The organism is Pseudomonas sp. DE0157 (genome assembly GCF_007678615.1).
Classification (GTDB): Bacteria; Pseudomonadota; Gammaproteobacteria; order Pseudomonadales; family Pseudomonadaceae; genus Aquipseudomonas; species Aquipseudomonas parafulva_B.
Genome location: NZ_VEJN01000017.1, coordinates 56,401 through 83,058 on the forward strand (window position 1 = coordinate 56,401; position 26,658 = coordinate 83,058).

Consider the following 26,658-nt stretch of genomic DNA (forward strand, 5'->3'; position numbering starts at 1 on the left):
CGACAGACCTGAATAGGACGAATCTCAATCTGGCGATACGCCACGTGGCCTTGCTCAAGGGCTGATGGACACGGGGTGTGTGATGGGCCGCTCACCGCGTTGTGCGTTACCCTCGTCATCGAGCCATGAAAAGCGAAACGTCGCGTCGCTAGGCACGGTGGCCGGTGCCGTCTGCCGTTGCATACTGAACGGTGCCAGCAAAGGCGCATCCAGAGCGATCGAGCCCTTGCCTTCGCCGATCTGCGCGTGGGAGAGGGAGATGTAGAACGGCGTTGGATTGCGCAACTGGACACTGCGACCTTGGGCCGTGACCACCAGGTGCGAAGGTGCTAGCTCAGCCTTGCTCGACAAACCCTGGGGCCGGTAGATGACTTTCAACTGAGTGCGGAGCGTGATCGTCAGACGCGTCGCACCCTCGTCCAGCACCTCGGTTGGCCGAGGTGGAATCTCGTACACATTAAGCCAGTACAACGACTCTCGATCCTGGGCAAGCACCTGCCCGGTCGTGACGAGGCGCACGCTTCGCTGCTGTTGGGGTTCAAGCCTGAACATCGGGGGAAGCGGCATGATCGGTGCGCTCGCGGTGTCCGGCGTGACAGCCAGGTCCCCATTGTCGACCCAAGTCTGGACCACGACCGGATAGGCGTTTTGATTGACCAGTGCCAGTGAGGTTTCGCGCTGGCCTTCATGCACGATGACCCTCGTGCGCTCGGCAGTGACCCCAGCGTTGGCGAGCGTGCTGATCAGCATAGCGACCAGCAGCAGACGTTGCCCACAGCTACTGAACACGTATCACCACCTGCGCTGTGGCCTCGACCCGGCCAGGCCTTACGGTAGGCAGGGTGCCGGTGGAGAGTTTCTCCAGACGCGCTCGGAATGTCTCGGTGTATTGGCCGATGCCATTGACGGTACCGGTCAGGTTAGCAGCGCTGCTGATCACCGGGTACCAACCCCGGCTAGCCGCACCACTGCCATTGGCAGAATCCTCATTGGCCAGCAAATTGATGGGCGCACCGCCGCGCAGCAGCCGTATGCCTACGCCCTGCGCCACACCTGCCTGGCCATAACGGTCCGCCAGCAGGTAGGTCAGGCCGCCCTGGGCATTGACCAGGCCCAGGGAAGACGACGCAGCCAGGGCACCGGAGGAAACCTTGATGCCAATGGCCGTACCGTTGGCGCTGGTGCTGTTCACGATGTTGCTCTGGCAGCGAAAGTTGATCTGAAAGGGCATTTCGCGGCGGCCGCCCGCGTTGATTTCGCTCACGCTGATCGAGGGAAACACGACATAGGGGGTGACACTGGTGACGCTGCAGGTGGGATAACGCTTGAGCGTGACCTTGTTGTACAAGCCCAACGCACCAGGCCAGTTCCCGTACCAGCCACTCCAGTTTCCATAGTGCGTTTGACCCACTGTCGGATAGGCCAGCCCAGGCCCCTTGATGGCGATATAGGCCGCCGGCTGTGCGTAGCCGTAAAGCTGCGATGAAACCGTTTCGCTGTAGTAGTTGTAGCTGGGATCTTTGGGTGCACTGAACAGCTCCGCGCGAACGGCACTGAGGTTCTTGGCCTTGACCAGCTGATACCCGCGCGAGTCGGTGTCCAGCCCCGTGAGCCGCCGCTCCTGCCAGACGTCGGTGAACAGTTGGCCGGTTGCCAGGTGAGTCAGGCGCAACAGCACATTCGTCCAGGCTGTCCGGTAGGCGCTGCGCAAGCCCAGGGTGTTGCCGACGCTGTCGCCCCCCTGGAACCAGCCGCTGTAGACGTCGTCACCATTGGTGGAAAACATCTCGTAAACCGCATCCCGGGCCTCGCAGCGAAAAAACACGTATTCCGGGTTGAATCCGGCCGTAGCACCGTATTGGGTGAAAGGCGCTACCGAGCTGGCAATCAATGAACCGTAAGGCTGAAAGCTGGGGTCGCTGACGTTGATCACGCTAGGTAAGCCCAAGGAGCCATTGCAGGTATCACAGCCACCGGCCCACGCACCGGCAGTGCCCTCCCCGGGGCGGATGGCATCGTTGGCCGTGGTAGTGGCGGCGCCCACATAGGTGACCTTGTAACAAGTCGCCCAGGCGTTCTGAACGGTTGCGAACACAAAGGCTGCCAACAGCCAAGCCCTGAACGTCATGAGGGTTCCTCGTTAGGCGTGCATGTACTTTTCAGATGAATGAAGCCTTGGCTGTCATGGGCGTTGCTGCTGTTGACGTCGAAGGGCAACAGGCATGCCTGGTCGGGGCCTGAGCCCCAGCGGACCTGCAGGCGCCCGCTGTCGGCCTGGGCGCGTGCATACACCTGCCCGCCCTGTCCCACCATGCCAATGACGGTGCCCTGCTCGTCCAGCACATCGGCGCCCAGCGCAATGGCACCGCCGCCTGGCAAGCTGGCCTGGATCAACAGGGCATGGCCGATCAAGGTCTTGAAATCGACCAGCACCGCAGCACCGGCGTAGGGCGCGACCTTTCGTTCCGTTTCGATCAGCTCGGCCTGGTCACCCATGCCGCTGGGGTCGAGCCCTACCGGGTTGTACCGGTAGGGTGACAGCGAAGGCACCACCGCGTAGCCATCCGCGTTCACACGAGCCCCCTGCCCGCCCCGGATGATCGCGCCACCTGCGCCCTTGGCCCGCACCAGCGCGAAGGTGTCCCCCACATAGGGCCCCAAGGTCAGGCCGCCTCCATGCAGGACGGCTGCCCCGCGAATGCCACCATTGACCTGCCGGTAATCGGCGCTTTGCGAGTAACCGCCGTTGAATGTGGCAACGGCGCTTTGTGCCTGGAGATTGCCCGTCCAGTTCGTCCCGCGTCCGGCGCTGTCACGACTGGCCGCGATTGCGTAGCTCATGTCGCGCTGGGCTCCCAGGGTGCCGTTGATGCCCGTCTGGAAACTGCTGCCCTTGGTATCACCTGAGCGCTGCGTCAGCATCGAGCTGATACTCGGTGCCCGGGTCGAGCTGCCCAGGGGCATGGAGAGCGTCAGCGTCAGGGTATTGGTGCGATTGCTGGTGTCGTGCTGGTCTGCCTGGTTGGCGAAATCGGGCACGGCAGCACTGGTCACCGTGTCCCGGTACCACGTCGTGCGCTGGCGTGAATAGGCCAGGCTGTAATTGAGCTGCCGCCAGGTGTTGGAATAACCGAACTGCACCTGCGTATCACGGCTTTTGCCGTCGTAGTAGTCGCTGCTCGAGCCAGACAGATACAGATTTCCGTATCCCCCCAGCCCTTGGTTGACCAGCAAGGTCAGTTGATTGCGCTGCTTGAAACTGGTCGAGTCCCAACTGTCACCCCGCTCGGAGGCCTGCCGCGCACCCAGCGCATCAGCCAGATCCCGGTACCCTTGGGTTGAGTATCGATACCCGGCAAGGTTGAGGGTGGTGTTGGTGGGCTGAAAGGTACGGCTGTAGCTAAGCCCCATGCGCCAGCCTTGCTTGCGCTGTTGGTTTTCAACGGTGGCACTGGAAAACGTGCTGTTGACGCCGAAGGCGCCATAGGGCGTTGCCAGTACGCCACCGCCCAGCACAGCCAGGTAGTCCTGCGCTACCCGAGCGCCCAGGTTGGCCGAAATAGTATTGTTAAGGCCCCTTTGGTAAGTAGCCTCGGCAAAAGCCCCTTGGTTCGCACCGGTCTGGCGTACCTCACCCAGCGTGGCGCTGTAGCGAGAGATGCCCGGGCGGATGGAGTCGGGCACCGCCGCATACGGGACAGTGAAGCGTGTGATGCTGCCGTCAGCCTCGATTACCTGCACGTCCAGGTCACCGTTGTAGGCCGTACCGTACAGGTCGTCGATAACAAAAGGGCCCGCCGCCACCGTGGTTTCGTGCACCTTGCGGCCATTCTGACTGATCACCACGCGAGCGTTGCTCACCGCTGTGCCGCGCACCTGCGGAGCATATTGACGCTGTGAGTCGGGCAGCATGCGATCGTCGCTGGCCAGGCGCACGCCCCGAAAGCCGATGCTGCCGAACAGGTTGCCTTCGGTGAAGCTGTCGCCGACCGTCAGTTCGCTCTGCCAAGGGGCAATGGCACGCTGTGCATACGTGCGAATGCTGTTCCAGCGGCTGACCGCAGTGCCCCCAAAGCTTGAGTAGCTGTAGTTGGACTGGTGCCGCAAACGCCACAGCCCAACGTTCACGCCCGTGTTCAGACCCAGGTAGCCGTAGTTGGCCGCCTGGCTTGCTGATGCTTCGTAGCGAGAGTTGTAGAGGCTTGCGTCGTAGTTGACGAAGCCCATCGTGCCGCCTGCGTCCCAGTCCTGCGGATCGACGTAGCCGCGCGGCTTGATGTCGAGTAATGCCTGGGGCACGGAGAGGTCCAGGCGCAAGCGAGCTGAGTCGTATTGAAACGTTGCCCCCGGTAGCCGCGTGCTCAGCGCCAGGCACTGGGCTGCGTCGGCGGTAGGTGTTTCAAGCGTGCGGGCGTTCATGTGTTGATGCAGGTACCGTTCGGAAAAACAGGGTTCGACGACATCGTCTTGCAGTCTGAAACTCACTTCGCTTCGGTTGACGTAAAGCGTGTTCACGTACACATCGACCAGGTAAGTACCCGGGTCGATCTGCTGCGCACGATTGAAACGCTCCAGGCTGCCACCGGCCAGACCCGAGCCAAGCAACAGGCTGTCGTCGAAGCGGTACTCACCCTCGCCATGGGCCAGCCGGGCCATCATCCAGGCGAGGCCGCACAGCAGGACCGAGGTGCGCCGCAGATTAGCGCTGCAAGCCATGAGTGATGCCCACACGTGCACCGTAGTCGTTGATCAACTGCGCGTTGAGCTGCGCCGCTGTACCTGTGAGCGCTCCGGTGGCCTCTGGCGTCCACTGCACCGAACCGTAGGGCGGCACCATGGCAGCGCGCAGTTTCACCTGTCTGTTGCCGACAGTGATCGTCGCGGCCCCGAACGAGGCATGGAAGCCCGTCGGATTGTCGACGAGCACGTGCCAGCTGGCGCCGCTTTCGACCAGACTGAAACGTAGTTTTTCAGGCAACTGCTCGACCGTGCCGGCGATGCCAGTAGGGCGGTAGAACAGCTTCAGGCGATTACGAAGGATCAGCAGCATCTGGCTTCTGTCAGCCTGTGCGGCGTTGCGCGGGGGGATCTGGAGCACGTTCAGATAGAACACCGACTCGCGGTCCTGAGGGAGCGCCGCGCCGGTATAGATGAGCCTCAAGGATTGTCCACTGCCAGGAGCCACGCGTGACACGGCCGGATTGACCATGAACGGCGCCTTGGCGGTTTCTGGTGTAGAAGCAGGGTCATCGATATCCACCCAGGCTTGCACGACATTGGCGAAGGGGTCCTGATTGGTGAGCTGCAGGGTTTTTTCCTTCGCATTGCCGGGGTAAATGACCCGTGTACCCGTCACTACCACGCTGGCCTGGACGAGGGTCGCGCCCGTCATGCCGAGCACGAAGGCAAGCGCAATGGCGACCAGCCTGAGCCGGCCCACTGGCAAAGTTCTCATGCAGATACCTCGAAGGACTGCCGCCCTGGATACGAGCCCCCGGGCGGCAGTCGGAAAAAGTGGCGTGCGCCAATTACTCGTAACGCAGGGTGTAGGTAACCGCGCCAAGCACAGGGCCCGCAGTAACGGTGGCGGCCTCGGACACGTAACGCACGGCATAGTCGTGGCTTGTGGAGGTCTGGCCGGAACTCAGGATGATTTGTCCGGCGCTGACGGCCGCACCCCCTGCCAGGTTCACCGGGCTACCGCCGGGTGCGTCGAGCAACTGCAGTGCAACGCCGGTCGCGCCATTGGTGGCGGTGTTGGTCAGGTTGCCCAGCGATGTCGGATTGGTGGCCTGGAACAGCGTGGTGAATTGCTCGTTGGCGTCGGTCGGCGCGGCGCAGCCGGTCAGGCGCAGGGTGAATTTGGTCTCCCCGGTGTTTTTGCCGGTGCTGCCACTCAGCGCACTGGCTGGCACGCTTTGCATGACAACGGTTGGCTCGGTGTTGCCATCGACGACAGCAGAGCAGGTCTGATCGGTGACTTCTCCGCTGAAGGTGATGGTGTTGGCCGCGTTCGCCAGGCCGGGAACGGCCATGGTTGCAGCTGCAGCGAAAGCGATAGCGCGAATATTCATTACAGCGTCCTGTGGTTGTTATGTGGGCTGCGCATAGAATGCAGCCCTGGCGCTGTTGGATAACTCAGACGAGTCTTAAAACGGCCACACGCGCTCGATTGCCGCATCGCGCTACAGCGCTGCACTTTTTCCAAGCAGGTACGTTCTTGACCAGAGACCAACTCGAAACCCGGCAGACACCCCTTTATTTCGCCACCGTGCTGGTGGCCATCGCCTTCGGCCTTGTAGCCGATGCCAGTGCCTCTGTCCTGGAAGCACTGATCACGCCAGCCATCGCCGTGCTGATGTACGCCATGTTCCTGCAGATACCCTTTCTGCACCTGCGCGCGAGCCTGGCCAATCGGCGGTTCATGACTGCCTTGCTCCTGGCTAACTTCGTGCTGGTGCCCGTCCTGGCGTGGGCGTTGACCCGTGGGCTGACAGGCCACCCGGCCTTGCTGATCGGCGCGCTGCTGGTCCTGCTGGCGCCCTGTATCGACTACGTGGTGGTGTTCACGCACATGGGCAAGGGCGATGCACGGCTCATGCTGGCCGCCACACCCGTGCTGTTGCTGCTACAGCTGGTGCTGCTGCCGCTTTACCTGGCGCTCATGCTTGAAGACGGCGACCACATAAGCCTGGCGCTCGGGCCTTTCGTGCAGGCGTTCGTGCTGATGATCGTCGTGCCGTTGGCCTTGGCGGTGCTGACCAGTGCACACGTGGCCAAATCAGAGCGGGTCAGTCGCTGGAACGACGCCTGGGCCTGGATGCCGGTGCCGGCGATGGCACTCGTGTTGTTCGTGGTGATCGCTTCGCAGATCGGCATCGTGTTGCAGGCGCTGGATCAACTGCTGCCCGTGGTGCCGGTGTTTCTGGGCTTTGCGCTTTTGGCACCGGTGATTGGCTGGGCGACGGCACGGCTGATGGGCTTGCCTGTACAACAAACGCGCGCCGTGATGTTCAGTGCCTCGACGCGCAATTCGTTGGTGGTGTTGCCGTTGGCGCTCGCCTTGCCAGAGCAGATACGAACGCTGGCAGCGGCGGCGGTGATCACGCAGACAGTGGTCGAGCTGATCTGCGAGCTGGTGTACGTGCGGGCGTTTCCAGTGGTCGCCCGCACGTAGGCGGGTTCAGCTGACCACGTGCAGGTAGTGCAGGTGGCGCTCGTACTGGTCGAGGATGTCGCCGATCACATCTTCACGGCTCCAGCCCATGACATCGTAGTCCTGCCCGCCTTCGCGCAGGTACACCTCGGCACGGAAGTACTTGCGTGCATCGCTGTTGTCATCGGCATCGCGCATGACGAAGCTCGGCGTATTGAAGGCGCGGGGGCGAACCTCGTATTTGAAGCGGCCCTCACCGGCATGAGAAAGCTCCAGCGTGATGCGGCCGTCTTCGCGCTCCTCCACCGTCACTTCGTAGCCTTGTTTGCGCAGCTCCTGTGCCACTTCCTCGCACGCGGGCTTGACCACCTCTCCAATGAAGCGAGTGACATGAGCCCTGCGCGGCATCATCGCGATATTGCGCAACCGACGCTGCCAGCCGCCGTGGTTCTGACGGCCCTGCCGCTGGCCCGGCAACGCCTGGGTTCGCAGACCACGCCGCGTGGCGTCCAGCCCCAGTGCTTTGAACAGCCCCCAGATGGAAAACAGCAGAATGATCGCGAACGGCAGCGCACTGGCGATGGTGGCGGCCTGCAAGGCCTTCAAACCGTTGGCCAACAGCAGGGCAATGGCTACTGCGCCCATGCTGACCGACCAGAACACACGTTGCCAGAGCGGTGAATGTCCCCTGCCGGACGAAGCCAGCATGTCCACCACCAAGGCGCCCGAGTCGGCTGAGGTGACGAAGAACACGACGACCATCAGCACCGCCAGCATCGAAATGGCTGTGGACCAGGGGAAATGCTCGAGAAACGCGAACAAGGCTAACGAACTGTCCTGATCGACCACCGTGGCCAGGTCTTTGATACCCCCGTGCAGGATCATGTGAATGGCCGAATCGCCAAATACAGTCATCCACAGCAAGGTGAAACCTGCCGGTACGAACAGCACGCCACAGACGAACTCGCGAATGGTGCGGCCACGGGAAATCCGTGCAATGAACAGCCCGACGAAGGGCGACCAGGACAACCACCAGCCCCAGTAGAGCAAGGTCCAGCCACCAATCCAGTCGGTGGGTTCATAGGCGAACAGGTTGAACGTCTTGTTGACGATATCGGACAGGTACGCACCTGTGTTCTGCACATAGGCCTGGAGCAGGAAGACCGTAGGCCCGACTGCCAGGACGAAGAGCATCAGTACCACAGCAAGGCCCAGGTTGAGCTCCGAAAGAATCCGGATACCCTTGTCCAGGCCGCTGGCTACCGACAGCGTGGCCAGCGCACAGGTGACGGCGATCAGGATGACCTGGATCGTGGTGCTGATCGGAAGACCGAACAGCTGATGCAGGCCGCTGTTGATCTGCAGCACGCCGTACCCAAGCGAGGTCGCCACGCCGAACACGGTGCCCAGGATGGCGAAGATATCTACCGCATGGCCAATAGGCCCGTAGATACGCTCCCCGATCAGCGGGTACAGCGCCGAGCGCAGGGTAAGCGGCAGCCCGTTGCGAAAACTGAAGTAGGCCAGGATCAGCGCCACGATGGCGTAGATCGCCCAGGCATGCAGGCCCCAGTGGAAGAACGTGATGTTCATCGCTTCGCGGGCCGCAGCCACCGTATTGGGGTCACCCACAGGCGGGTTGATGAAGTGCATCACAGGCTCGGCCACGCCGAAGAACATCAGACCAATGCCCATGCCCGCCGAGAACAGCATGGCGAACCAGCTCTTGTTGGGGTAATCGGGCTCGCTGTGGTCCGGGCCCAGCTTGATATCGCCGTAGCGGCTGACGGCCAGGAAGACGACGCTGATCAGCACCAGCGCGACGGTAAGAATGTAGAACCAGGCCGCATTGGTGACGATCCATTGCTGAACATGCTCGAAGACGCTTTGGGCATGCTCCTGGAAAAGGGTGGCGTATAAAACCAGCAACAGCACCAGTATCGCACTGGTGAAAAAGACAGGTGGGTTGATGGTGCTCCTGCGTTGTTGTTCTTCAGGCATAGGCATTGCTCCTTCTGGCGTTCAGCGCTGCGCTCCATGGTTGGGCAGTCAGAACACGACTGCCCGTGGCGCATGATGAATGGAAGATGCTGAAACCTTACCGTCAGTTCCAGCATTTCCAAAACTTAAACGCTTCGCTTGCTTTTCAGATGCCCTTGAACCCGTCAGCCGAGGCGCTGTTTGAGCTCGGCAATGTGCTCAGGGCCAATGCCGCAGCAGCCACCCACCATGCTGGCGCCGCGTGCGCGCCAGTCTTTTGCCCAGGCCAGGTAGCCCGGTGGGTCCAGGTCTTCGCGCAGTTCGTCCAGCCCGTCGTTGGCGGTGGCTTCCTTGGGCTGGGGTGGGAAGGCGTTGGCATAGGCACCGATGGCGACTTCGCCACCTTGCTGATCGATGACCGAACGGGCGACATCGATGGCCGCGCCGATCACTTCCGGCTGGCTGCAGTTGAACAGCACCGCTGCTGCGCCCAGTTCGATCACCGCCTGCACGGCATCGGCCACCGGCTCACCGGAGCGCAGGCGCGGCACCGTATCGACGTCTTCATCCTGCAAGGTGAAGGACACCCAGAACGGGCGACCGTCCTCGGGCAGGTGGGCACGTATGGCGCGGACTTCAGCGATCGCGCTCTGGGTTTCGGCAAGCCACAGGTCAACGTGTGGCGCCAGGCCCTCAAGCAGCGGCCGCAGGACTTCCTCGACGCGCTCAGGCTGGAACAGGTCGGGACGATAGGACCCGAACAACGGCGGCAGCGAACCGGCCACCCTCACCGGGTGCGGGCCGGTGTCGGCTGCGTGGCGGGCCAATTGACCGGCAACATTGGCCAACTGCCGGCCTTCTTCGGCAAAGCGCGCTTCACCAATGTGGAAGGGGACGACCGCATAGCTGTTGCTGGTAATGACCTGAGCACCTGCGGCAATGAACGCCGCATGCACCCCCACCACCGCTTCCGGCGCCTCGGTCAACGCCAGTGCAGACCACTCTGGCTGGCGGAACGGCGCACCGCTGCGCTGCAGTTCGCGGCCCATGCCACCGTCGAGAATCACTATCGCTCGCTCTGTCATATAACTACTCTGAAGGTGCTTATGAATAAAATTCATTATGTGGGTTAGATATATAACTATTTAATACCCTAATACTCAATTGGCCAACACTTCAGGTATGAACATGCGTTTTTCCACATTGCTCGGTGCAAGCCTTGCGCTGCTTGCGACCGCCACCCAGGCCTTTGCCGGCGCCACGCTGGAGCGGGTCGAATCACGCAAGGAACTGGTCAATGTGCTGATGGAGAGCTATCCCCCGTTCTCGTTTCTCAATGACCAGAATCAGCTCGACGGCTTCGACGTGGATGTGGCCAAGGCAGTGGCGGACAAGCTGGGCGTGAAATTGCGCCTGGAGACGCCTTCCTGGGATGTGATCGCCGCCGGCCGCTGGAGCGGGCGCTACGACATCTGCATCTGCTCGATGACCCCCAGCAAGGCTCGCGCCCAGGTGTTCGACTTCCCTGTGGAATACTACGCCTCCCCGGCCGTCATCGTGGTCAATGCCAAGGATGACCGCATCCACGGTGCAAAGGACCTTGATGGGCGCAAGGTCGGCCTGACCAGCGCGTCGAGCTATGAGAGCTACCTGAACAAGAATCTGGTGATCGAGGGCGACGAGGACCGAACCCTCGACTACCCCTTCGACTTCGTGCAGATCGCCCCGTACGACACCGACAATGTGGCGTTCCAGGACCTAGGGCTGGGCGCGGGCGTGCGCCTGGATGCAATCCTGACCAACCTGGTCACGGCCAAGCCGCGCCTGGACCAGGACAAGCGTTTCAAGCTCGCCGGTGCGCCGTTGTATGAAGAACCCAACTCGGTCGCCATCGAGAAGGGCGACCCAGAGTGGGATGCGAAGGTTCGCCAGGTGTTCGCCGAGCTCAAGGCAGACGGCACCCTGGGCAAGCTGTCGCAGAAGTGGATCGGCGCCGATATCAGCAAATGAGCACGTTTCCGCCCTCCCCCAAGCCCGTGGCCAGTACCACGGGCACACGCCTGCTGGGCTTTCGCACACGGTTGATGCTCACCTGGCTGGTGATGTTCGCCCTGTTCGTCGGGTTCTTCCTGAGCTTCGACCTCAAGTTCTCGATCATCCTGGAGAAGTTTCCCAACCTGGCCGGTTTCAAACTGGGGCCCAACGGTTTTCTGCAGGGCGCAGCGCTGACGCTGTTTTTGTGCATATGCTCGATGGTGGTGTCGGTGGCGCTGGGCTTTGCCGCTGCGCTGGCACGCTTGTCCGGCAGCGCAGTGCTGGTGGGTGTTGCCAGTTTCTACACGTCGTTTTTCCGCGGTACACCGCTGCTGATCCAGATTCTGCTCATCTACCTGGGCTTGCCCCAGATAGGCCTGGTGCCCGGCGCGATCAGCGCCGGTATCATCGCCCTGTCGCTGAACTACGGCGCTTACCTCAGTGAAATCTTCCGCGCGGGCATCCTGGGTGTTGCCCGAGGCCAACGCGAAGCGGCGCTGGCGCTGGGCATGCGCCCGCCGCAGATTTTCTGCCACATCGTCCTGCCGCAGGCCATGCGGGTGATCATCCCGCCAACCGCCAACCAGTTCATCTCCATGCTCAAGGATTCGTCGTTGATCTCGGTGATGGGGGTGTGGGAAATCATGTTCCTGGCCCAGTCCTACGGACGGTCGAGCTACCGCTACCTGGAAATGCTGACCACTGCGGCCGTGATCTACTGGATGTTGTCGATCGCGCTGGAGCTGGTGCAGGCGCGCCTTGAGCGGCATTACGGCAAGGCCTATCAGCGCTGACGGTGCCTAGCGCCTGCCCCTGGCCAGGGGCAGGCGTTGCGTTCATCGGCAGCCGTGCTGCCGGATCGGACTAACGCCCCGCCTCCGCCACCAGTTTTGAAGAGAACTGGCCCACGGCGGTGACCACTTCCTGCGCACCTGACTGGATTTCCGTGATCACGGTACCCGCCTGCTGGGCCAGGCTCAGGCCCAGTTCAGCCTGCTTTCTGCTCTCGCCCATGCTGTGTACCGCCTCCTCCACCAAGGCGTTGTTCTTCTGCACCACCTCGACGATTTCCTGGGTGGCGGCACTGGTTCGCCCGGCCAACTTGCGAACCTCGTCCGCCACCACGGCAAAGCCCCGGCCTTGATCACCGGCACGCGCGGCTTCGATGGCCGCGTTCAGCGCCAACAGGTTGGTCTGCTGGGCGATGCCGCCGATGGTCGACACGATGGACGTGATCAGGTGCGACTGATGCCCCAGCGCCTCGACACCCGTGGACACGTTCGAGACCTGCTCGACGATGCGGTTCATGGTCTCCACCGTGTCCCTGACCGCCTCCGCGCCGCGCTGGGCGGAGCTGTCGGTCTTCATGGAGATCTCATAGGCAACGTCCGCTGCCGAGCTGACCTGTTTCTCGCTTTCGACCTGAGCGGTGATATCCACCGCGAACTTCACGACCTTGTACAGCCGCCCGCGGGTGTCGCGCACCGGATTGTAGGAAGCTTCGAGCCACAGCTCGCGACCGCTCTTGTCGAACCGCTGAAAGCGCTCAGCAACGAAGCGACCGTCGTTGAGGCTGGCCCACAGTCGCTGATAATCCGGCGACCGGGTGTAGGCCGGATCGCAGAAAATACTGTGATGCTTGCCGACGATTTCCGGGAGCGTGTAGCTCACCGTATCCAGGAAGTTCTGGTTGGCGGTGAGTATGGTGCCGTCCAGTGCGAACTCGATCACCGCCGTGGACCGGGAAAGCGCCTTGATCAGCTCGTCGTTTTCACGGGCCTTGTCGATGGCGGCGGTAACTTCGGTCCCGTAGGCCGTCATATGGGTCACCTCGCCGCTGGGGGCCTTGACCGGGCACCACGCCGCGCGCATCCACACCAGACGCCCATCAGCCGCGATGTAGCGGTAGTCGTCGCTCACCCCAGTGCCCTGGCTCATCGCGGTCTGGAAATCCTTGTAGCACGGCAAGTCCTTCACATAGTCGGGCGTGAGCGCGCCCATCGATGTACCGACAAGCTTCGAAGCGTCGATCCCCACGAAGCTGGAAAACCGCGGGTTGACGGCCGTGATCAGCAGGTCGCGGTCCACGGTGATTTCAAGCATCTCGCTGGACCTGCTCTGTTGCGCAGCCCTGAGCCCATGCAGCTCCCGTTTGAGTGCCTCGACCTCATCCCTAAGCGCTTTGTTGAACATGGCGATCCTCGTCATTGCGGATGACAACTGTTGGGATTGAACAGGCGCTGACAGGCAGCGCACACCGAGTGCTACTTCACCTAACGTCAGGCTTGCCGCGGCTGACGCAACCATGCAGCTAGGTCATCTGCCGGGAGGGGCCTTGCGTAATAATAGCCTTGCCCTTGATCACAGCCCCACCCCCGTAGCACATGATGGTGCAGGTCCGTCTCCACACCCTCGGCCACCACCGTCAAGCGCAGGTCGCGCAGCAGACTGACCAGCCCGCGCACGATGTGCCAGTCATTGCCGCCAGGCTGCAGTTCGGCCAGCAGGGAGCGGTCGAGCTTCACGCTGGTGGCGGGGATTTTACGCAGGTAGATCCAGTTGCTGTAGCCGCTGCCAAAATCGTCGATGCCGATCGAAATGCCCAGGGCGCGGAAGCGCTGGAGCTGCTCTTGCACGGCATCGAAGTCGGCTACCAGGGCGCTTTCGGTGAACTCGAGCTCCACCAGGCTCGGGTGCACCTGGTGTCGGGCCAGCGCTCGCGTGACATCTTCGTACAGCTGACCATCACCCAGATCGAGGGCCGAGATGTTCAACGAGACCTGCAACATCAGGTCGCTGGCCTGCCACTGGGCAATTTGACGGCACACCTGTTCCACCACCCAGCGAGTAATGCCGCGGATGGACGCGGTGGTTTCCGCCAGCGGAATAAACTCGGCCGGGCTGATCACGCCCAGCTGCGGATGCGTCCAGCGCAAGAGCGCCTCGACCGCCACGCAGCGGTTGCTGCCAAGGTCGATCCTGGGCTGGTACGCCAGGCTCAACTGGTCAGGTGCCAGCAATGCGGCTTCCAAGGCATTGAGTATGGCGGTGTTGCGCCGCAGGTTGGCGTCCACCACCGGGTCGTACGCCAACCAGCGCTGATCGCTCTTGCGAGCAGTGTCGGTCATGCTGGCCATCAGTCTCAGGATATCCGGCGAAGCGCTGGCGTCCACGCCCAGCGTCAGGACGCTGATGCCGACATCCGGCGTGACCGGTACGTGACCGCTGCGCAGTGGCCCACCGAGCGAAGCCACCAGCGTCTGAAGCCAACCAGCGAGAAAGCTGGTATCGCACGCCTCAATAACCGTCATGAAGCCCAAGGTACTGGCCCGATAAAGGCGGCAGCCGGGCGGAAGTGTTGTGAGCAGCACTTCTTTGACTGCCCGCATGAAATCGGTGAAAAACTCGATGCCCAGCGCCTTGAACAGTCGGTCCATACCCGCGGCCGACACCGGCTCGATGAAAACAGCCACCTGGCCGGCCGTGATGGCACCTTCCTTGAAGTCCGTCTCGAAGCGCCGCCGATTGGGCAACCCGGTCATCGGATCGTAGAAGTTCTGCCGGTGGATAGACTGCAGGCGGGCCACCACCACTTTGGCGGCGTTGGTCAGCAGATTACGGTCGCGCTCCGACAAGGCTTGGCGCGTGGCATGGTCGATGATGCACAGCCCACCCAGGCTGACGCCTGGCCGAACGATCAGCGGTGCGCCAGCGTAGTAGCGAATATGGGGGGCCGATTGCACAAGCGGATTATCCACCGTGCGCGGGTCCTGCAGCGTGTCGCAGATCTCGAGCACCGTTTCCTGGCGCAAACCAAGGGCGCAGATGGACATTTCGCGCGGCGTGCGGTCGTCGGCCATGCCGATCTTGGCCTTGAATACCTGGTAATCGCGGTCGACGATGCTGACCAGCGCGGTAGGGACGTCGAAGTGCGCACAGAGCATGTTGACGACGCCATTGAGCACCGGATCCTCTCCATTTGCCAGGTCCGATGTAAGGCGGTCCACTTCAACCAGGCGCAAGCGCTCGTCTCGAAGGGTCGTCAAGTTGTCCATGAAAGCTCCGGTCGCGGTAACAGCAAATTCTAGCCCAGAAGGCACATTGCCAGCTTAGCTGTGATCGGTTTCTCTCGACAATTGAGCACCCCCACCGGCGGTCGGCCAAAAAATCTATTGGACGCCTGCGGTCAGCTAGCCTAAAAGGCTGTCAGCCGCGCTTGGCACGGCAGATCGCGTAGATGATGCTCAGCCTGTTACGGAGTCAGCCTTGGCCTGGTTCAAAGAAAGGATTACCGCCATCCTGCAACGCCTGCGACGTGCCGAACCGAGCACGGCCAGCCGCTACGTGGGCGCCGCGTTGATCATCGCTGCGTGCTCCCTGGCGCGCGCGCAGATGTCGCCTGCCGCGCTCCCCTACCTGTTTTTCATTCCTGGCCTGATGCTGATCGGGTTCTGGTTCGGCGCAGGTCCGTCCCTGCTGGGGTGCATCATGGCCGTGCTGATCGCCCAGTATTTTTTCATCGGGCCGCTGGGTTTCGATGCTGACTGGGCCACGTGGGCCAACAGCCTGAGTTTTGGCGTGGTGACTTTCGCCATGGCGGTGGTGTGTGCTTCGCTCAGGCGTAACCTGAGCGCCGTGGAGCAGCTCAACGAAACGCTCGAGCAACAAGTGCAACACCGAACGGGGGAGCGCGACAGCCTGTGGAACGTGTCCCCCGACCTGATCTGCACGTTGTCCGAAAACGGCCAGGTGCTGTCGGTGAACCCGGCGTGGCAGGTAGAAACGGGCTTCACTGAAGAACAGCTCAAGACTGGGACGTTCTACAGTTTCATCTCCCCCGCACAATTGGCGAACGCGTTGCGCGAGCTCAACCACAAGCCCATCGTCGAGCTCGACACCCAGAGCGTGCGCAGCGATGGCCAACCCTTACTGCTCAACTGGCGCATTGCCGGGTTCGAGGGCCGTTACTTCGCCGTGGCACGTGATGTCACCCAGTACCGCGAGCGGCAGCAGGCGTTCGAGCAAGTCAGCCAGCAATTGCAGCAAAGCCAGAAGATGGAAGCGCTCGGGCAGCTCACCGGCGGCCTGGCCCATGACTTCAACAACCTGCTGACCGTGATCACCGGCACGCAGGACATGATCGAGCAACGCCTGGCGCAGGGCCGGCACGACGAACTGGGCCGTTACCTGGCGTTGGCCAGAGCTGCCACTCGCAAGGCCAGCACCCTCACCCACCGCCTGCTGACCTTCGCCAGGCGGCAACCGCTGGCCAGCACCACGGTCGATGTGGTGCTGCTGGTGGACGACATGAAAGAGCTGCTGGCCAGAACCCTTACACCCAAGATCGAGTTTCAATTCACCCCATTGCCTTCGCCAGCCTTGTGCTACTGCGACGCCCACCAACTGGAAAATGCGCTGCTCAACTTGTGCATCAACGCACGTGACGCCATGCCCCAAGGGGGCCGTTTGCAGGTGCGGATCAGCAAGGTCACCCGCAGCCCGGCTGAGTTGGAGCAGCTTGGGCTACGCACTGGCGAATACATTCAGGTAAGCGTCACCGATACAGGCCTGGGGATGCCGGCCAGCATTGCCGAGCGGGCCTTCGAACCGTTCTTCACCACCAAGCCGCTGGGGTCGGGCACGGGTCTGGGGCTTTCGATGGTCAGGGACTTCGCTCGCCAGGCGGGCGGCACGGCAATGATCGAATCGGTCATGGGCAGCGGCACCACGGTCAGTCTGCTGTTGCCCGTCCACCTTGAGCCGGCCCCGTCCAGCGTCACACCGATCACGCACGCCACCCTGGCAGCCCGTATTGACAACCGCGGCAGTGCACTGGTGATCGAGGACGAGGGCGCGATCCGGGAGCTGGTCGGCGAAGCGTTGCAGGTGCTCGGTTTCGAGGTGATCGAAGTCACCCATCCTGCCGACGCGCTGCACCTGATCGAACAGTGCCAAGACCTGCAGCTTGTGGTGACCGACCTGGTCCTGCCCGGCGGCCTGACGGGAGACAACATCGCCCAAGGGGTGCGGGCGCTTGTGCCGGCAGTGCGGGTGCTGTTCATTTCAGGGTTGATCGAGGCGCCGGCCAGCCTTACCGAGCAGCAACCACATTCGCGCTTGCTGCCCAAGCCCTTCACGCTCGGCCAGTTCAAGGCGTGCGTCGAAGGGATGTTCGGTGACCAGGATGCACCCCTGCTGCTGGACCAGGCCAAACGCCGCTAACGCCATGGCCGACAAGCGTCACATACCTCAGGGCTGCGAATCGATCGACGCCAGAAACTGACGCGTCTGCCTGTTGGAGCGCAGGTGCACGACCCGGCACCCCGCAGGCGCCGTCGCCATCAGGTGCTTGATCTTGTCCTGTGAAGAATGCCGCGTGGACCAGATGAACCGGATGAAGCCAGGCAAATTGCGCAGCGATTCGGGGCAGTCGCCTGGCAGGTCCGGGCGTGTGCGGCCCAACTGGGTCAGGGTCCTGACCAGCACACGCCACAATCGGACCGTCAGGGAACGGTCAATCCAGATAAGCATTTCGGCCCTGGCAAGACGGTTGTCCCAGGTCGCCGAATGCCCGCCCTCGAAGATCCACCGTTCGCGCGCCTCCACTTCATGGCACAGGCGGGTCTTTTCGTCCCGGCTGCGCTCGACCCAGCCGGGTAGCCAGTGAATGGTATCGATATGCACGACCGGCAAGCCGGTTCGCTCGCCCAGGTGGCGAGCCAGCGTACTCTTGCCGGCGCCCGGTTGACCAATGATCATGACGCGTTTCATGGGGGCTCCTTTTCAACCCGCCATTTTGTACAGGAGGCCGGAGTTGTAAAGAAGTCTCGAAGCTGCGTGCTGATTGCGCGCTGAGCGCTGAGCGCTGAGCGCTGAGCAGATTGTGACGCATCACAATGCGACGCTTGAGGGGGCGTTTTATGAGGTGGTGTTGGAGCGAGATTGGACTTTCAGGTGATTAGTACGGTGATGCCTGCTTGGGCGGGCGTTACGAGAGCGCACGTATCGCGTCGAAAGAGGCCTGGCATCGCGCCCTGTTAGCTGTAGAGCAGGCAAGCCGATTACATCTGATCTAGGAAAGCGCGAATCGGTGACCGTCTGGATCAATGAATACGTAGCTCGCGGCCTCTATCATCGGCCCCGAGTACGATCCAACGTGATGGTTGATGTGCGAATTTCTGATCGCTACAGCACGCCGTTAATATCTAACTCGAACCCGAACCACGGGACAATGCTGAATCTGATTCTGGACAAATAACGAGCACGGACAAAGCGCAACTGTTGTTGAATCAGGCAGGCAGCCTGGTAAGGGAGACAGAAGCCAAGCTCGCAGCAAGCGGTGAGCTTTTCAATATCTTCTCCATCACCCGAATCGAGCGGGCCGAGGTCAATACCCACTCTGCGATGATTGCAGAGCTCTTGGACCCCAAGGGCCGCCACGGTCAGGGTGAACGCTTTCTCGAACTGTTCCTGGCGACAATGGGCTTCGACTACGAAGGCAGCATCAGCGACGCCAAAGTCAATAAAGAGCAGTTTTTTGCGGGCTACGGCCGTGTCGACGTAGTGATCCACCTGCGGGACCACCTCATCCTGATAGAAAACAAGATCGACGCCCCTGACGGCAAACAGCAACTCAAGCGCTATAACGACATTGGCAAGGCCTCACGCAAGCCGTGGCAGTTGTGGTACCTGACAAAAAAAGGCACGCAAGCGCACGCAAACAGTCACTGCGGCGTGAGCTACCGCCAACTGTCCTACCAGGAGCACATCCTCGGCTGGCTTGAGCAGTGCATCAGCATCTCGACCGCAACGCCGGCGCTTCAGCACGCGTTAATCCAGTACAAGCATCTGGTCCAGAAAATCACCGGGCAAACCATGACGCATACGACACGACATGCACTGATCGAACTTCTCATTGCCGACGACAATTTGCGGGCCGCCGAAGCCATTGCCCAGGCACTGCCCCATGCGAAGGGGACGGTATTGTTCAATTTCTTCAATGCAGTACGACATGGGTTGTCGGCCCAGTGCAAACCGGTGTCAGCGCCGCTTGGCTTTTCTGGGCATGACTGCAGCGAGGAGAATTGCCGCAAATGGTTCTATCCCAAGGCGTCGAGATTGAAGCACGTGGGGCAGTTTTTCGACATTGGCGTCGATGGCATGCTGCTTAGAATTGAGGTTGCGTCTGAGGCGCTGCACTACGGGGTGGTGCTGATCACGGGCGGGAAGATGGCGAGCGAGGGTGAGTTATCTGAGCAGATGCTTTCATTGCCTTCATCGTTGATGTGGAGGAATTGGAATGCGTTTAAATGGTATTCCTGCCTGTATCAGGACAATGTTGCTAGCGGCATGGAGGGTTTGTCTGATGCTGGGCGGTTGGTCAGGGAGGTGCTGCGTGTGGTTGAGTTGATCAGATCGGGCGGGGTGGACCGGTCTGGATTGCAGCTTGAAGGTGCATTGAGCTGAATCGCTGTCGGAGTTTGGTAGACCCGTTAGATCGTTGGGGTCGGTCCGACGCCCTGGCAAGGCCGCTCCGGTGGTCGGGTGATGCCAGGGGGGACGGGATAGGCTGCTAGGCCGTTCTGAGTGAACAGCGTGGTGCCCTAAGGCGGCTTTTGCGGGGGTTCCAGAAATTTTAGTGGCCTTCGCTGGAATCTGAAGTGGTGCCGGAGACAGGAATCGAACCTGCGACCTTCGCGTTACGAGTGCGCTGCTCTACCGACTGAGCTACACCGGCGTGTAGCGCAACGTACCACTGCTGCACCCGTTACGCAAACCTCTGTTTCCATTCGTTTATTGCGTCATCCTTACGGCGCGGCGCAGCCGTTGGGGGCGAGGTCGGTTTCGATGTCGGTGGTGCAGGCCCAACCGGTGGCTGAGCGGGTCAGGGTCAGGGCCTTGCCCAGCACGGTCGCAGGGGCGTCGACCAGGGTGCAGACGATACGGCCACTGGCGTCGCTGGCCTTGCCGGTGGCGGTGATCGCGCAATGGGCGGTGCTGGGCTGGCCGCCGAGGCTGGCGACGTCGGTGACGTCGCGGCCTTCGTTCAAGCGCAGGTCCATCGCGGTTTTCAGGGCGCTGATCTCCAGCAGGCCGGCGGCGGCCTTGGAGCGGGCTTGGTGGTTGGTGTACATCGGTAAGGCGATGGTCGCCAGAATGCCGATGATCGCGACGACGATCATCAGTTCGATCAGGGTGATGCCGCGTTGCCCTTTCATGAACAATTTCCTTTTCGATACGCAGACTCAGTGAGGTCAGGCTTGCCTCGACCGGCAGCGGCGCAGTAGGCCTGAACAGACACCTTTTGTCACCCCTACCCGCTTGGGCTTTGCCCTCGCTGCACTACTCTAGTGACCATCGGAAAGGCGTGCCTTTCCAAGGACGAGGCAAGCTGTTTCCAGGCTTGTCACAGGGACGAAAAGGACATGTGCATGACGTCATCTACGCATCTCTATACCTGGCAGGGCACGGACGCCAGCGGCGCCCCCGTCAGCGGCCAGACCACAGGGCGCAGCCCGGCCTATGTACAGGCTGCGCTGATTCGCCAAGGCATCACGGTGGCGCGGGTGCGGCCAGCGGGTGGGCTGGCACTGACTTGGCCGCGTTGGCAGGCCAGGCCGGACACGGCGGGTTTCAGTCGGCAGCTGGCGACCTTGCTGCGAGCGGGTGTGCCGTTGTTGCAGGCGTTCGAAGTGATGAGCCGTAGCGGCTGCCCCGAGGGGCAGGCGGCAGTGCTGCTGGCGCTGAAAAAAGACCTAGGCGCAGGGCTGGGGCTGGCGGATGCCTTGCAACGCCATCCTCGCTGGTTCGATGGGCTGTACTGCAACTTGGTACGGGTGGGTGAGCAGTCGGGGACGCTGGATCGGCAGCTCGAACAGTTGGCGTGCATGCTGGAGCAGCGGCGCACGCTTGAGAAGAAGGTGCGAAAGGCGATGGCCTATCCCATCCTGCTGTTGCTCACAGGGTTGGGGGTTTCGACCATCTTGTTGCTGGAAGTAATTCCGCAGTTCGAATCGATGTTCGTCGGCATGGGTACGGCATTGCCAGCCCTCACCCAGTGGGTGATAGACCTGTCGGCGGGGTTCGGGCAGGTGGCGCCCTGGGTCGCGCTGGTGGGGGTGCTGTTGGGCGTCGGTGGGCGTCAGCTGTATCGCCAGCATGCACCGGCACGCCTGTGGTGCGCGCAGCAACTGCTAAGCATGCCGGTGTTCGGAGCGTTGTTGGGGCAGGCTGCGCTGGCGCGGTTCGCCCGCAGCCTGGCGACCAGTTATGCGGCTGGGGTGCCGTTGCTAGACGCGCTGGGCACGGTGGCTAGGGTTTGCGGCGGTGAGCTTCACGAGCAGGCGGTGTTGCGTTTGCGTCAAGCACTGGCGAACGGTCGGGCCCTCAATCAGGCGATGGCTGAGGAGCGCGTGTTCCCGCCCCTGCTGGTGCAAATGACGGCAATCGGTGAGGCCAGCGGGACCTTGGACCAGATGCTGGACAAGGCTGCGATCCATTATGAGGACCAAGTCAGCCAGGCCCTGGACCAGCTGGCCAGTCTGCTGGAACCGGCCATCGTGCTGGTGCTGGGAGTGCTTGTCGGTGGGCTGGTGGTGGCGATGTACCTGCCGATTTTCCAACTGGGTAGCCTGATCTGATATGACGGTCTGGACACTGCAGGGCATGGAGCCTGCGCACTTCATCGCCTGGGCCGCGCTGCTCGGTTTGCTGGCAGGAAGCTTCATCAATGTCGTGGCGCATCGTTTGCCGATCATGCTCAAGCGGCAATGGCGACGCACTGCGCAAGAGATACTGGAGCTACCCCCAACCTCGTCTGCGCGGTTCGATTTATGGTTACCCGGCTCCCATTGCCCTTTGTGCAAGCACGTCATCCGCGCGTGGGAGAACATCCCTGTGCTCAGTTACCTGGCACTCAATGGCCGTTGCCGGGGGTGCAAGGGACGGATCAGCGTGCGTTATCCCTTGGTCGAGGTGGCCAGTACCCTGTTGTCGATGGCAATTGCATGGCGCTTCGGCCCGTCGGAGCAAGCGCTTTTTGCGCTGCTGCTGACCTGGTGCCTGCTGACGCTGAGCCTGATCGATGCGGATCAACAGCTGTTGCCCGACGTACTGGTGTTGCCAGCAGTGTGGCTGGGGCTGATCGTCAATGCTGGCAATGTGTTCGCGCCACTTGGCGATGCGCTGTGGGGCGCCGTGCTGGGTTATCTGAGCCTCTGGACCGTCTACTGGGCATTCAAATTGCTGACCGGCAAGGAAGGCCTTGGGTACGGTGACTTCAAATTGATGGCGCTCATCGGTGCCTGGGGTGGCTGGCAGGTGCTGCCCCTGACCCTATTACTGTCCTCGGTGGCGGGCACATTCATAGGGTTGTGCCTGATCGGGCTGCGCCGGCATGCCATGGGGGCGGCAATGCCCTTTGGGCCTTATCTGGCTATTGCGGGGTGGATTGCCGTGCTCTGGGGTGATGAAATACCCCCCTCCTACATGCAACTGCTTGGATTCCAATGACCACAGCGGCCACAACACCCTGGATTCTCGGCCTTACCGGCGGCATCGGCAGCGGCAAGAGCGCCGCAGCCGAGCGCTTCGTCGAGCTTGGCGTGCACCTGGTCGATGCCGATCAGGCAGCGCGGTGGGTGGTCGAGCCCGGCCGCCCAGCCTTGGCGAGCATCGTCGAGCACTTCGGCCCTGCCGTGCTGCAGGCGGATGGGCAGCTTGACCGTGCCGCGCTGCGCCAGTTGATCTTCACCGACCCGGCGCAGCGCAAATGGCTGGAGCAATTGTTGCACCCGCTGATCGGCCAGGAGATTTTCAGTTACCTGGCCAAAGGGCAATCGCCCTATGCGGTGTACGTCTCGCCCCTGCTGATCGAGTCGGGGCAGTATAAGAAAACCCAGCGCGTACTGGTCATCGACGCCCCGCAGACCCTGCAGGTAGCACGCACCCTCGCCCGCGACCACACCAGCGCCGAGCAGGTGCAGGCCATTCTTCAGGCCCAGCTGCCGCGTGAAGAACGCCTGCGCCATGCCGATGACGTGGTGGTCAATGACGGCGACCTAGGTCACTTGCATGCGCAGATCGACCGACTGCACCACTTTTATCTGACTTTACGAGGAGGCCAGCCATGAGCCAGCCATTGACCGTCGATTGCCCGACCTGTGGCGCACCTGTGGAATGGAACGAGAAGAACACCTTTCGGCCGTTCTGCTCCGACCGCTGCAAACTGATCGACCTGGGCGCCTGGGCGTCCGAGGAGCACAAGATTCCCGGAGCCGAGGACTCGGAAGACGAACTGTATTCAGGGGATCTGGAGCCTCGTCACTGATCACTTTGGGAGATACACCAGCTAGATGCTGTGCAGCGAGGCATGGCTGTCAGCCACCGCCTTCCTTCCAGGGAGCCTGCAGGTATCGAGTACGGTTGAACGTCTCCAGCCATTCGGGGCAGAAGACCACCAGTGCGCTGATGACGGTTCCGTTGATAAACGCTTCGGGAAACATCATCAGCCACAGGTAGCCCACGAAATCACTCAGCCACTCCGGCATGGCGAACAACCCATCGAGCCAGAGCAATCCCAGCGCGGCACTAAGGCAGACGACCACCGTCAGTGCCGCCGGGAAAAACCCTGAGCAAAAGATGTACACGAAAAGGTTTCGCGGCCGCGCGCGTTCCACCGCGATGGCACAGACTTCGGTGACCAAGACCGGCAGGCCGACCAACAGCAGGCCGTTGACCCCTAATGCAGTCAACTCCTGACGCCCGAGCAGCAGCAGACCCACTTGCGCCATGAAGCCACCCAGTACTGCCAGCGGCCAGTCCAGCAGCAGGGTGACGGCGGTCATGCCGATGAAGTGGTAGGACACGCCCGTGTCGAAATCACGCCGAACCAACCACAGCGCGAACAACCCGACCACGGTGCCGAACAGCAAGTGCTGGCGCCGCCGGTCGGTGACCAGCTCGACCCAGCGGGCCTGACTGGTGGCCCAGGCGAGCAGCGGCACGTAGCCGAGCCAGCCAACGGTCAGCGTTGTTCCCGACAGCACTTGCGCGCTGATCATGTAGGAATAACCTCAATCAATGCATGGACAAAGGGAGTCTACACGTATTGCCCAAGTATCAGCGTGTCCCTACACCACAAGCATGCAATTCATTGATTCAAGGCGCGATCAACACCGGATCGTCATCAAATTACAGCTAAGCTTGCTTCATGGATGACTCCGATTACCTGCGCCTGCTTACCATCCAGGCCGAACAAGCCAACGCGTTCCTGTCCAATGCCCGCAAATGGGAGCGTGAGCGTTGGGTCTGCCAGCGCCTGCTGCAAGGCCTGAACATCGCGTATCGCAACGACGACTTCACGCCCGCCGGCCAGGAGCCGCCTGACGTATTGTTCCGCGATGCGGCCTTCGAGGTGTTCTTCGTGCTGGACGAGGGTCGCCGGCTTAACGATGAATGGCGAGAAGAGCTGCAACGCAGGCGCAGCGCCTTTTCACTGGCGCAACTGGTGCGACGCGAAGCGCGCCCTCGCCGCATCAGTGCCACCGAGTTGCTGGGCAGGCTGGCACCTACCCTGCGCAAGAAAGCGCACAACTACCGTGAGCGCGGGCTGGACCTGAACGAGTTGGACATCATTGCCTTCGCCAGCCTCAAGCGCGAGGTGCTGGACCTCAACACCCACTTCCCGCCGCCCACCGAGTATTTGCGCCAGGGCTGGCGCTCGCTGTCGTTGGTCGGGCCAACCTTTGCCCGGGTATTGTTCGCTCACCCGGATGCGCCGGATTTTCTACGCGGCAACCTGGGGCGCAGCATCGTCTTCGATGTGGGGATCAGTCTTTGATCCAGTGCAGCGATCGTTTGCGATGACGTACACTCGGCGGCGCGGATAGAAAGCATTATCATTTGTTACAGCCGCGTGAGCGACCACTGTAGCGTTTGCCCCTGCACGAACGTCTATCCGTAGAGGCCCAGCATGACCCACGCCTGAACCCTGCGTGTCAGCCAGTGTCGATGATGACCTGCAAGCCCTGCATACACTGGGGTCGAGCATCTCGCCACCCCCGCTGTCTTGGGTCTGGCGCCCGTTGAGTGGACCGGAGCTATGAGCTGCCTTGCGCTCGCCCTCCCCTCTTACCCCGTGCGGCCGGCCCGTTGGGCCAAGAATTCCGTAAACCTTATGAGATATTCCCATGACTCATCGCATCGTGATTGTCGGCGGCGGCGCCGGCGGCCTGGAACTGGCGACCCGCCTGGGCAAGACCCTGGGTAAGCGCAAGCAGGCTGACATCACCCTGGTGGACACCAACCTCACCCATATCTGGAAACCGCTGCTGCACGAGGTGGCCGCCGGCTCCTTGAACTCCTCCGAAGACGAACTGAACTACGTGGCGCAAGCCAAGTGGAACCACTTCAACTTCCAACTGGGGCGCATGAGCGGCCTGGAGCGTGAGAGCAAGCGGATCCAGTTGGCTGCGACGCTGGATGAAGACGGCCGCGAGCTGCTGCCCGCGCGCACCCTTGCCTACGACACCCTGGTCATTGCCGTGGGCTCGAACACCAACGACTTCGGCACCTTGGATGCGGCGCAGCATTGCCTGTTCCTGGACACGCGCAAGCAGGCAGAGCGCTTCCACCAGCAACTGCTCAACCATTACCTGCGCGCCCACGCAGGCGATGTGGCCAGTGAAAAGATCAGCGTAGCCATCGTCGGTGCCGGTGCCACGGGCGTGGAGCTGGCTGCCGAGCTGCATCACGCGGCCCATGAACTGGCGGCCTACGGCCTGGACCGCATCCAACCGAAAGACATGCACATCACCTTGATCGAGGCAGGCCCGCGCGTGCTGCCGGCACTGCCGGAGCGCATCAGCGTGCCCGTGCATCAGACCCTTGAGAAGCTGGGGGTGAAGGTAATGACCAACGCGGCCGTCAGCGAAGTGACGGCCGAAGGTCTCAAGACCAAAGACGGCGAAGTGATCCAGGCCAGCCTGAAGGTCTGGGCAGCGGGCATCCGGGCGCCGGGTTTCCTGAAGGAAATCGATGGCCTGGAGACCAACCGCATCAACCAACTGGTCGTACGGCCCACCCTGCAAACCACCCGTGATGACGCTATTTTTGCCTTCGGTGACTGCGCCGCCTGCCCGCAGCCAAACAGCGATCGCAACGTACCGCCCCGGGCGCAGGCGGCCCACCAGCAGGCGTCGATGCTGGCGCAGAGCATCAAGGCGCGCCTTGAGAACAAGCTGCTGCCGACCTACCAGTACAAGGATTATGGCTCGCTGGTGTCGCTCTCGCGCTTCTCGGCCGTGGGTAACCTGATGGGTAACTTGATGGGCAGTGTGAAGCTCGAAGGCTGGCTCGCAAGGATGTTCTACGTGTCGCTGTATCGTATGCACCAGATGGCGTTGTACGGTTTCTTCCGCACGGCCCTGATGATGCTGGGCAGCAAGATTGGTCGCGGCACAGAACCACGGCTGAAGTTGCACTGACCT

General features: G+C 61.8%; 23 protein-coding genes, 1 tRNA gene and 1 pseudogene. 11 read left to right on the forward strand and 14 right to left on the reverse strand.

From position 1 onward, the window contains the following. Positions 1-54: 54 nt before the first annotated feature. The 5 genes from FS777_RS18180 to FS777_RS18200 all read right to left on the reverse strand — a co-directional run bounded on the left by FS777_RS18180 (position 55) and on the right by FS777_RS18200 (position 6,074). Positions 55-750, reverse strand: a complete 696-nt coding sequence (locus FS777_RS18180; protein ID WP_058638657.1) for a molecular chaperone — start codon at positions 748-750, stop codon at positions 55-57. A 28-nt stretch (positions 751-778) separates the two neighbouring features. After that, positions 779-2,128, reverse strand: coding sequence for a fimbrial protein (locus FS777_RS18185; protein ID WP_145256814.1), 1,350 nt, complete (start codon positions 2,126-2,128; stop codon positions 779-781). Beyond that, positions 2,125-4,716, reverse strand: coding sequence for a fimbria/pilus outer membrane usher protein (locus FS777_RS18190; protein WP_058638622.1), 2,592 nt, complete (start codon positions 4,714-4,716; stop codon positions 2,125-2,127). The genes FS777_RS18185 and FS777_RS18190 overlap by 4 nt, the downstream gene beginning before the upstream one ends. Continuing rightward, positions 4,700-5,455 carry a molecular chaperone gene (locus FS777_RS18195; protein ID WP_145256817.1) on the reverse strand — a complete coding sequence of 252 codons (756 nt, stop codon included), beginning with the start codon at positions 5,453-5,455 and terminating at the stop codon, positions 4,700-4,702. Before FS777_RS18195 ends, FS777_RS18190 begins: the two co-directional genes overlap by 17 nt. Before the next feature lie 73 nt (positions 5,456-5,528). Next, positions 5,529-6,074, reverse strand: a complete 546-nt coding sequence (locus tag FS777_RS18200) for a fimbrial protein (RefSeq protein WP_078479122.1) — start codon at positions 6,072-6,074, stop codon at positions 5,529-5,531. A 146-nt stretch (positions 6,075-6,220) separates the two neighbouring features. Here FS777_RS18200 and FS777_RS18205 point away from each other — a divergent pair, with 146 nt between their 5' ends. Beyond that, positions 6,221-7,177, forward strand: a complete 957-nt coding sequence (locus FS777_RS18205; protein ID WP_078479123.1) for an arsenic resistance protein — start codon at positions 6,221-6,223, stop codon at positions 7,175-7,177. Between the two features lie 6 nt (positions 7,178-7,183). Here the strand turns inward: FS777_RS18205 and FS777_RS18210 are convergent, their stop codons facing one another. Then, complete coding sequence (locus tag FS777_RS18210; RefSeq protein ID WP_058638625.1) at positions 7,184-9,157, reverse strand: choline BCCT transporter BetT; 1,974 nt, start codon at positions 9,155-9,157, stop codon at positions 7,184-7,186. Between the two features lie 164 nt (positions 9,158-9,321). Further along, a complete protein-coding gene (locus FS777_RS18215; protein ID WP_145256820.1) occupies positions 9,322-10,221 on the reverse strand; it encodes a homocysteine S-methyltransferase family protein in 900 nt (299 codons plus the stop codon). Between the two features lie 103 nt (positions 10,222-10,324). Between FS777_RS18215 and FS777_RS18220 the strand changes: the two genes are divergently transcribed. Both FS777_RS18220 and FS777_RS18225 read left to right on the forward strand, forming a co-directional pair. Then, on the forward strand, positions 10,325-11,146 hold the full coding sequence (locus tag FS777_RS18220) for an ABC transporter substrate-binding protein (protein ID WP_145256823.1): 822 nt from the start codon (positions 10,325-10,327) through the stop codon (positions 11,144-11,146). Then, positions 11,143-11,964: an amino acid ABC transporter permease gene (locus FS777_RS18225; protein ID WP_145256825.1), complete on the forward strand. Its 822-nt coding sequence runs from the start codon at positions 11,143-11,145 to the stop codon at positions 11,962-11,964. Before FS777_RS18220 ends, FS777_RS18225 begins: the two co-directional genes overlap by 4 nt. Positions 11,965-12,034: 70 nt before the next feature. On the opposite strand, the gene FS777_RS21960 is transcribed toward FS777_RS18225, so the two are convergent. The 3 genes and pseudogenes from FS777_RS21960 to FS777_RS18235 all read right to left on the reverse strand — a co-directional run bounded on the left by FS777_RS21960 (position 12,035) and on the right by FS777_RS18235 (position 15,225). Continuing rightward, complete coding sequence (locus FS777_RS21960; protein WP_235166502.1) at positions 12,035-12,538, reverse strand: methyl-accepting chemotaxis protein; 504 nt, start codon at positions 12,536-12,538, stop codon at positions 12,035-12,037. A gap of 48 nt (positions 12,539-12,586) precedes the next feature. After that, positions 12,587-13,477: pseudogene (locus FS777_RS21965) on the reverse strand (PAS domain-containing protein); the annotation flags it as partial. Next, complete coding sequence (locus tag FS777_RS18235) at positions 13,450-15,225, reverse strand: sensor domain-containing phosphodiesterase (RefSeq protein WP_145256828.1); 1,776 nt, start codon at positions 15,223-15,225, stop codon at positions 13,450-13,452. The gene FS777_RS18235 and the pseudogene FS777_RS21965, both read right to left, overlap by 28 nt. 211 nt (positions 15,226-15,436) lie before the next feature. Here FS777_RS18235 and FS777_RS18240 point away from each other — a divergent pair, with 211 nt between their 5' ends. Continuing rightward, entirely contained in the window at positions 15,437-17,392 is a 1,956-nt protein-coding gene (locus tag FS777_RS18240; RefSeq protein WP_145256832.1) for an ATP-binding protein, read from the forward strand. Between the two features lie 27 nt (positions 17,393-17,419). Here the strand turns inward: FS777_RS18240 and FS777_RS18245 are convergent, their stop codons facing one another. Then, a complete protein-coding gene (locus FS777_RS18245; RefSeq protein ID WP_145256835.1) occupies positions 17,420-17,941 on the reverse strand; it encodes an AAA family ATPase in 522 nt (173 codons plus the stop codon). A gap of 510 nt (positions 17,942-18,451) precedes the next feature. Between FS777_RS18245 and FS777_RS18250 the strand changes: the two genes are divergently transcribed. Continuing rightward, positions 18,452-19,636, forward strand: a complete 1,185-nt coding sequence (locus tag FS777_RS18250) for a PD-(D/E)XK nuclease family protein (RefSeq protein ID WP_178091290.1) — start codon at positions 18,452-18,454, stop codon at positions 19,634-19,636. 195 nt (positions 19,637-19,831) lie between these two features. Here FS777_RS18250 and FS777_RS18255 read toward each other — a convergent pair. Together FS777_RS18255 and FS777_RS18260 are read right to left on the reverse strand one after the other, a co-directional pair. After that, positions 19,832-19,907, reverse strand: a tRNA-Thr gene (locus FS777_RS18255). A 70-nt stretch (positions 19,908-19,977) separates the two neighbouring features. Further along, entirely contained in the window at positions 19,978-20,388 is a 411-nt protein-coding gene (locus tag FS777_RS18260) for a pilin (RefSeq protein WP_058638634.1), read from the reverse strand. A gap of 213 nt (positions 20,389-20,601) precedes the next feature. Here FS777_RS18260 and FS777_RS18265 point away from each other — a divergent pair, with 213 nt between their 5' ends. Genes FS777_RS18265 through yacG form a run of 4 tightly spaced genes read left to right on the forward strand, consistent with a single transcriptional unit; the run spans position 20,602 to position 23,498 of the window. Further along, positions 20,602-21,810 carry a type II secretion system F family protein gene (locus FS777_RS18265; protein ID WP_145256841.1) on the forward strand — a complete coding sequence of 403 codons (1,209 nt, stop codon included), beginning with the start codon at positions 20,602-20,604 and terminating at the stop codon, positions 21,808-21,810. A 1-nt stretch (position 21,811) separates the two neighbouring features. Further along, positions 21,812-22,681: an A24 family peptidase gene (locus tag FS777_RS18270; RefSeq protein ID WP_145256845.1), complete on the forward strand. Its 870-nt coding sequence runs from the start codon at positions 21,812-21,814 to the stop codon at positions 22,679-22,681. Then, positions 22,678-23,301, forward strand: a complete 624-nt coding sequence (gene coaE, locus FS777_RS18275) for a dephospho-CoA kinase (protein ID WP_078479142.1) — start codon at positions 22,678-22,680, stop codon at positions 23,299-23,301. The genes FS777_RS18270 and coaE overlap by 4 nt, the downstream gene beginning before the upstream one ends. Continuing rightward, a complete protein-coding gene (gene yacG, locus FS777_RS18280) occupies positions 23,298-23,498 on the forward strand; it encodes a DNA gyrase inhibitor YacG (protein WP_023533231.1) in 201 nt (66 codons plus the stop codon). Before coaE ends, yacG begins: the two co-directional genes overlap by 4 nt. A gap of 49 nt (positions 23,499-23,547) precedes the next feature. Here the strand turns inward: yacG and FS777_RS18285 are convergent, their stop codons facing one another. Continuing rightward, positions 23,548-24,231, reverse strand: coding sequence for an energy-coupling factor ABC transporter permease (locus FS777_RS18285; RefSeq protein ID WP_145256848.1), 684 nt, complete (start codon positions 24,229-24,231; stop codon positions 23,548-23,550). A 149-nt stretch (positions 24,232-24,380) separates the two neighbouring features. Here FS777_RS18285 and FS777_RS18290 point away from each other — a divergent pair, with 149 nt between their 5' ends. Beyond that, positions 24,381-25,010: a DUF1780 domain-containing protein gene (locus FS777_RS18290; protein WP_023533234.1), complete on the forward strand. Its 630-nt coding sequence runs from the start codon at positions 24,381-24,383 to the stop codon at positions 25,008-25,010. A gap of 349 nt (positions 25,011-25,359) precedes the next feature. Beyond that, positions 25,360-26,655 (forward strand): NAD(P)/FAD-dependent oxidoreductase, encoded by a 1,296-nt coding sequence (locus tag FS777_RS18295; protein WP_145256851.1) that lies wholly within the window; start codon positions 25,360-25,362, stop codon positions 26,653-26,655. Positions 26,656-26,658 lie beyond the last annotated feature (3 nt).

Coding starts and splice junctions, on each gene's coding strand:
- FS777_RS18180 (WP_058638657.1), bottom strand. CDS start 750: ATGCTGATCAGCACGCTCGCCAACGCTGGGGTCACTGCCGAGCGCACG.
- FS777_RS18185 (WP_145256814.1), bottom strand. CDS start 2,128: ATGACGTTCAGGGCTTGGCTGTTGGCAGCCTTTGTGTTCGCAACCGTT.
- FS777_RS18190 (WP_058638622.1), bottom strand. CDS start 4,716: ATGGCTTGCAGCGCTAATCTGCGGCGCACCTCGGTCCTGCTGTGCGGC.
- FS777_RS18195 (WP_145256817.1), bottom strand. CDS start 5,455: ATGAGAACTTTGCCAGTGGGCCGGCTCAGGCTGGTCGCCATTGCGCTT.
- FS777_RS18200 (WP_078479122.1), bottom strand. CDS start 6,074: ATGAATATTCGCGCTATCGCTTTCGCTGCAGCTGCAACCATGGCCGTT.
- FS777_RS18210 (WP_058638625.1), bottom strand. CDS start 9,157: ATGCCTGAAGAACAACAACGCAGGAGCACCATCAACCCACCTGTCTTT.
- FS777_RS18215 (WP_145256820.1), bottom strand. CDS start 10,221: ATGACAGAGCGAGCGATAGTGATTCTCGACGGTGGCATGGGCCGCGAA.
- FS777_RS18220 (WP_145256823.1), top strand. CDS start 10,325: ATGCGTTTTTCCACATTGCTCGGTGCAAGCCTTGCGCTGCTTGCGACC.
- FS777_RS18225 (WP_145256825.1), top strand. CDS start 11,143: ATGAGCACGTTTCCGCCCTCCCCCAAGCCCGTGGCCAGTACCACGGGC.
- FS777_RS21960 (WP_235166502.1), bottom strand. CDS start 12,538: ATGAAGACCGACAGCTCCGCCCAGCGCGGCGCGGAGGCGGTCAGGGAC.
- FS777_RS18235 (WP_145256828.1), bottom strand. CDS start 15,225: ATGGACAACTTGACGACCCTTCGAGACGAGCGCTTGCGCCTGGTTGAA.
- FS777_RS18245 (WP_145256835.1), bottom strand. CDS start 17,941: ATGAAACGCGTCATGATCATTGGTCAACCGGGCGCCGGCAAGAGTACG.
- FS777_RS18260 (WP_058638634.1), bottom strand. CDS start 20,388: ATGAAAGGGCAACGCGGCATCACCCTGATCGAACTGATGATCGTCGTC.
- FS777_RS18265 (WP_145256841.1), top strand. CDS start 20,602: ATGACGTCATCTACGCATCTCTATACCTGGCAGGGCACGGACGCCAGC.
- FS777_RS18270 (WP_145256845.1), top strand. CDS start 21,812: ATGACGGTCTGGACACTGCAGGGCATGGAGCCTGCGCACTTCATCGCC.
- coaE (WP_078479142.1), top strand. CDS start 22,678: ATGACCACAGCGGCCACAACACCCTGGATTCTCGGCCTTACCGGCGGC.
- yacG (WP_023533231.1), top strand. CDS start 23,298: ATGAGCCAGCCATTGACCGTCGATTGCCCGACCTGTGGCGCACCTGTG.
- FS777_RS18285 (WP_145256848.1), bottom strand. CDS start 24,231: ATGATCAGCGCGCAAGTGCTGTCGGGAACAACGCTGACCGTTGGCTGG.
- FS777_RS18290 (WP_023533234.1), top strand. CDS start 24,381: ATGGATGACTCCGATTACCTGCGCCTGCTTACCATCCAGGCCGAACAA.
- FS777_RS18295 (WP_145256851.1), top strand. CDS start 25,360: ATGACTCATCGCATCGTGATTGTCGGCGGCGGCGCCGGCGGCCTGGAA.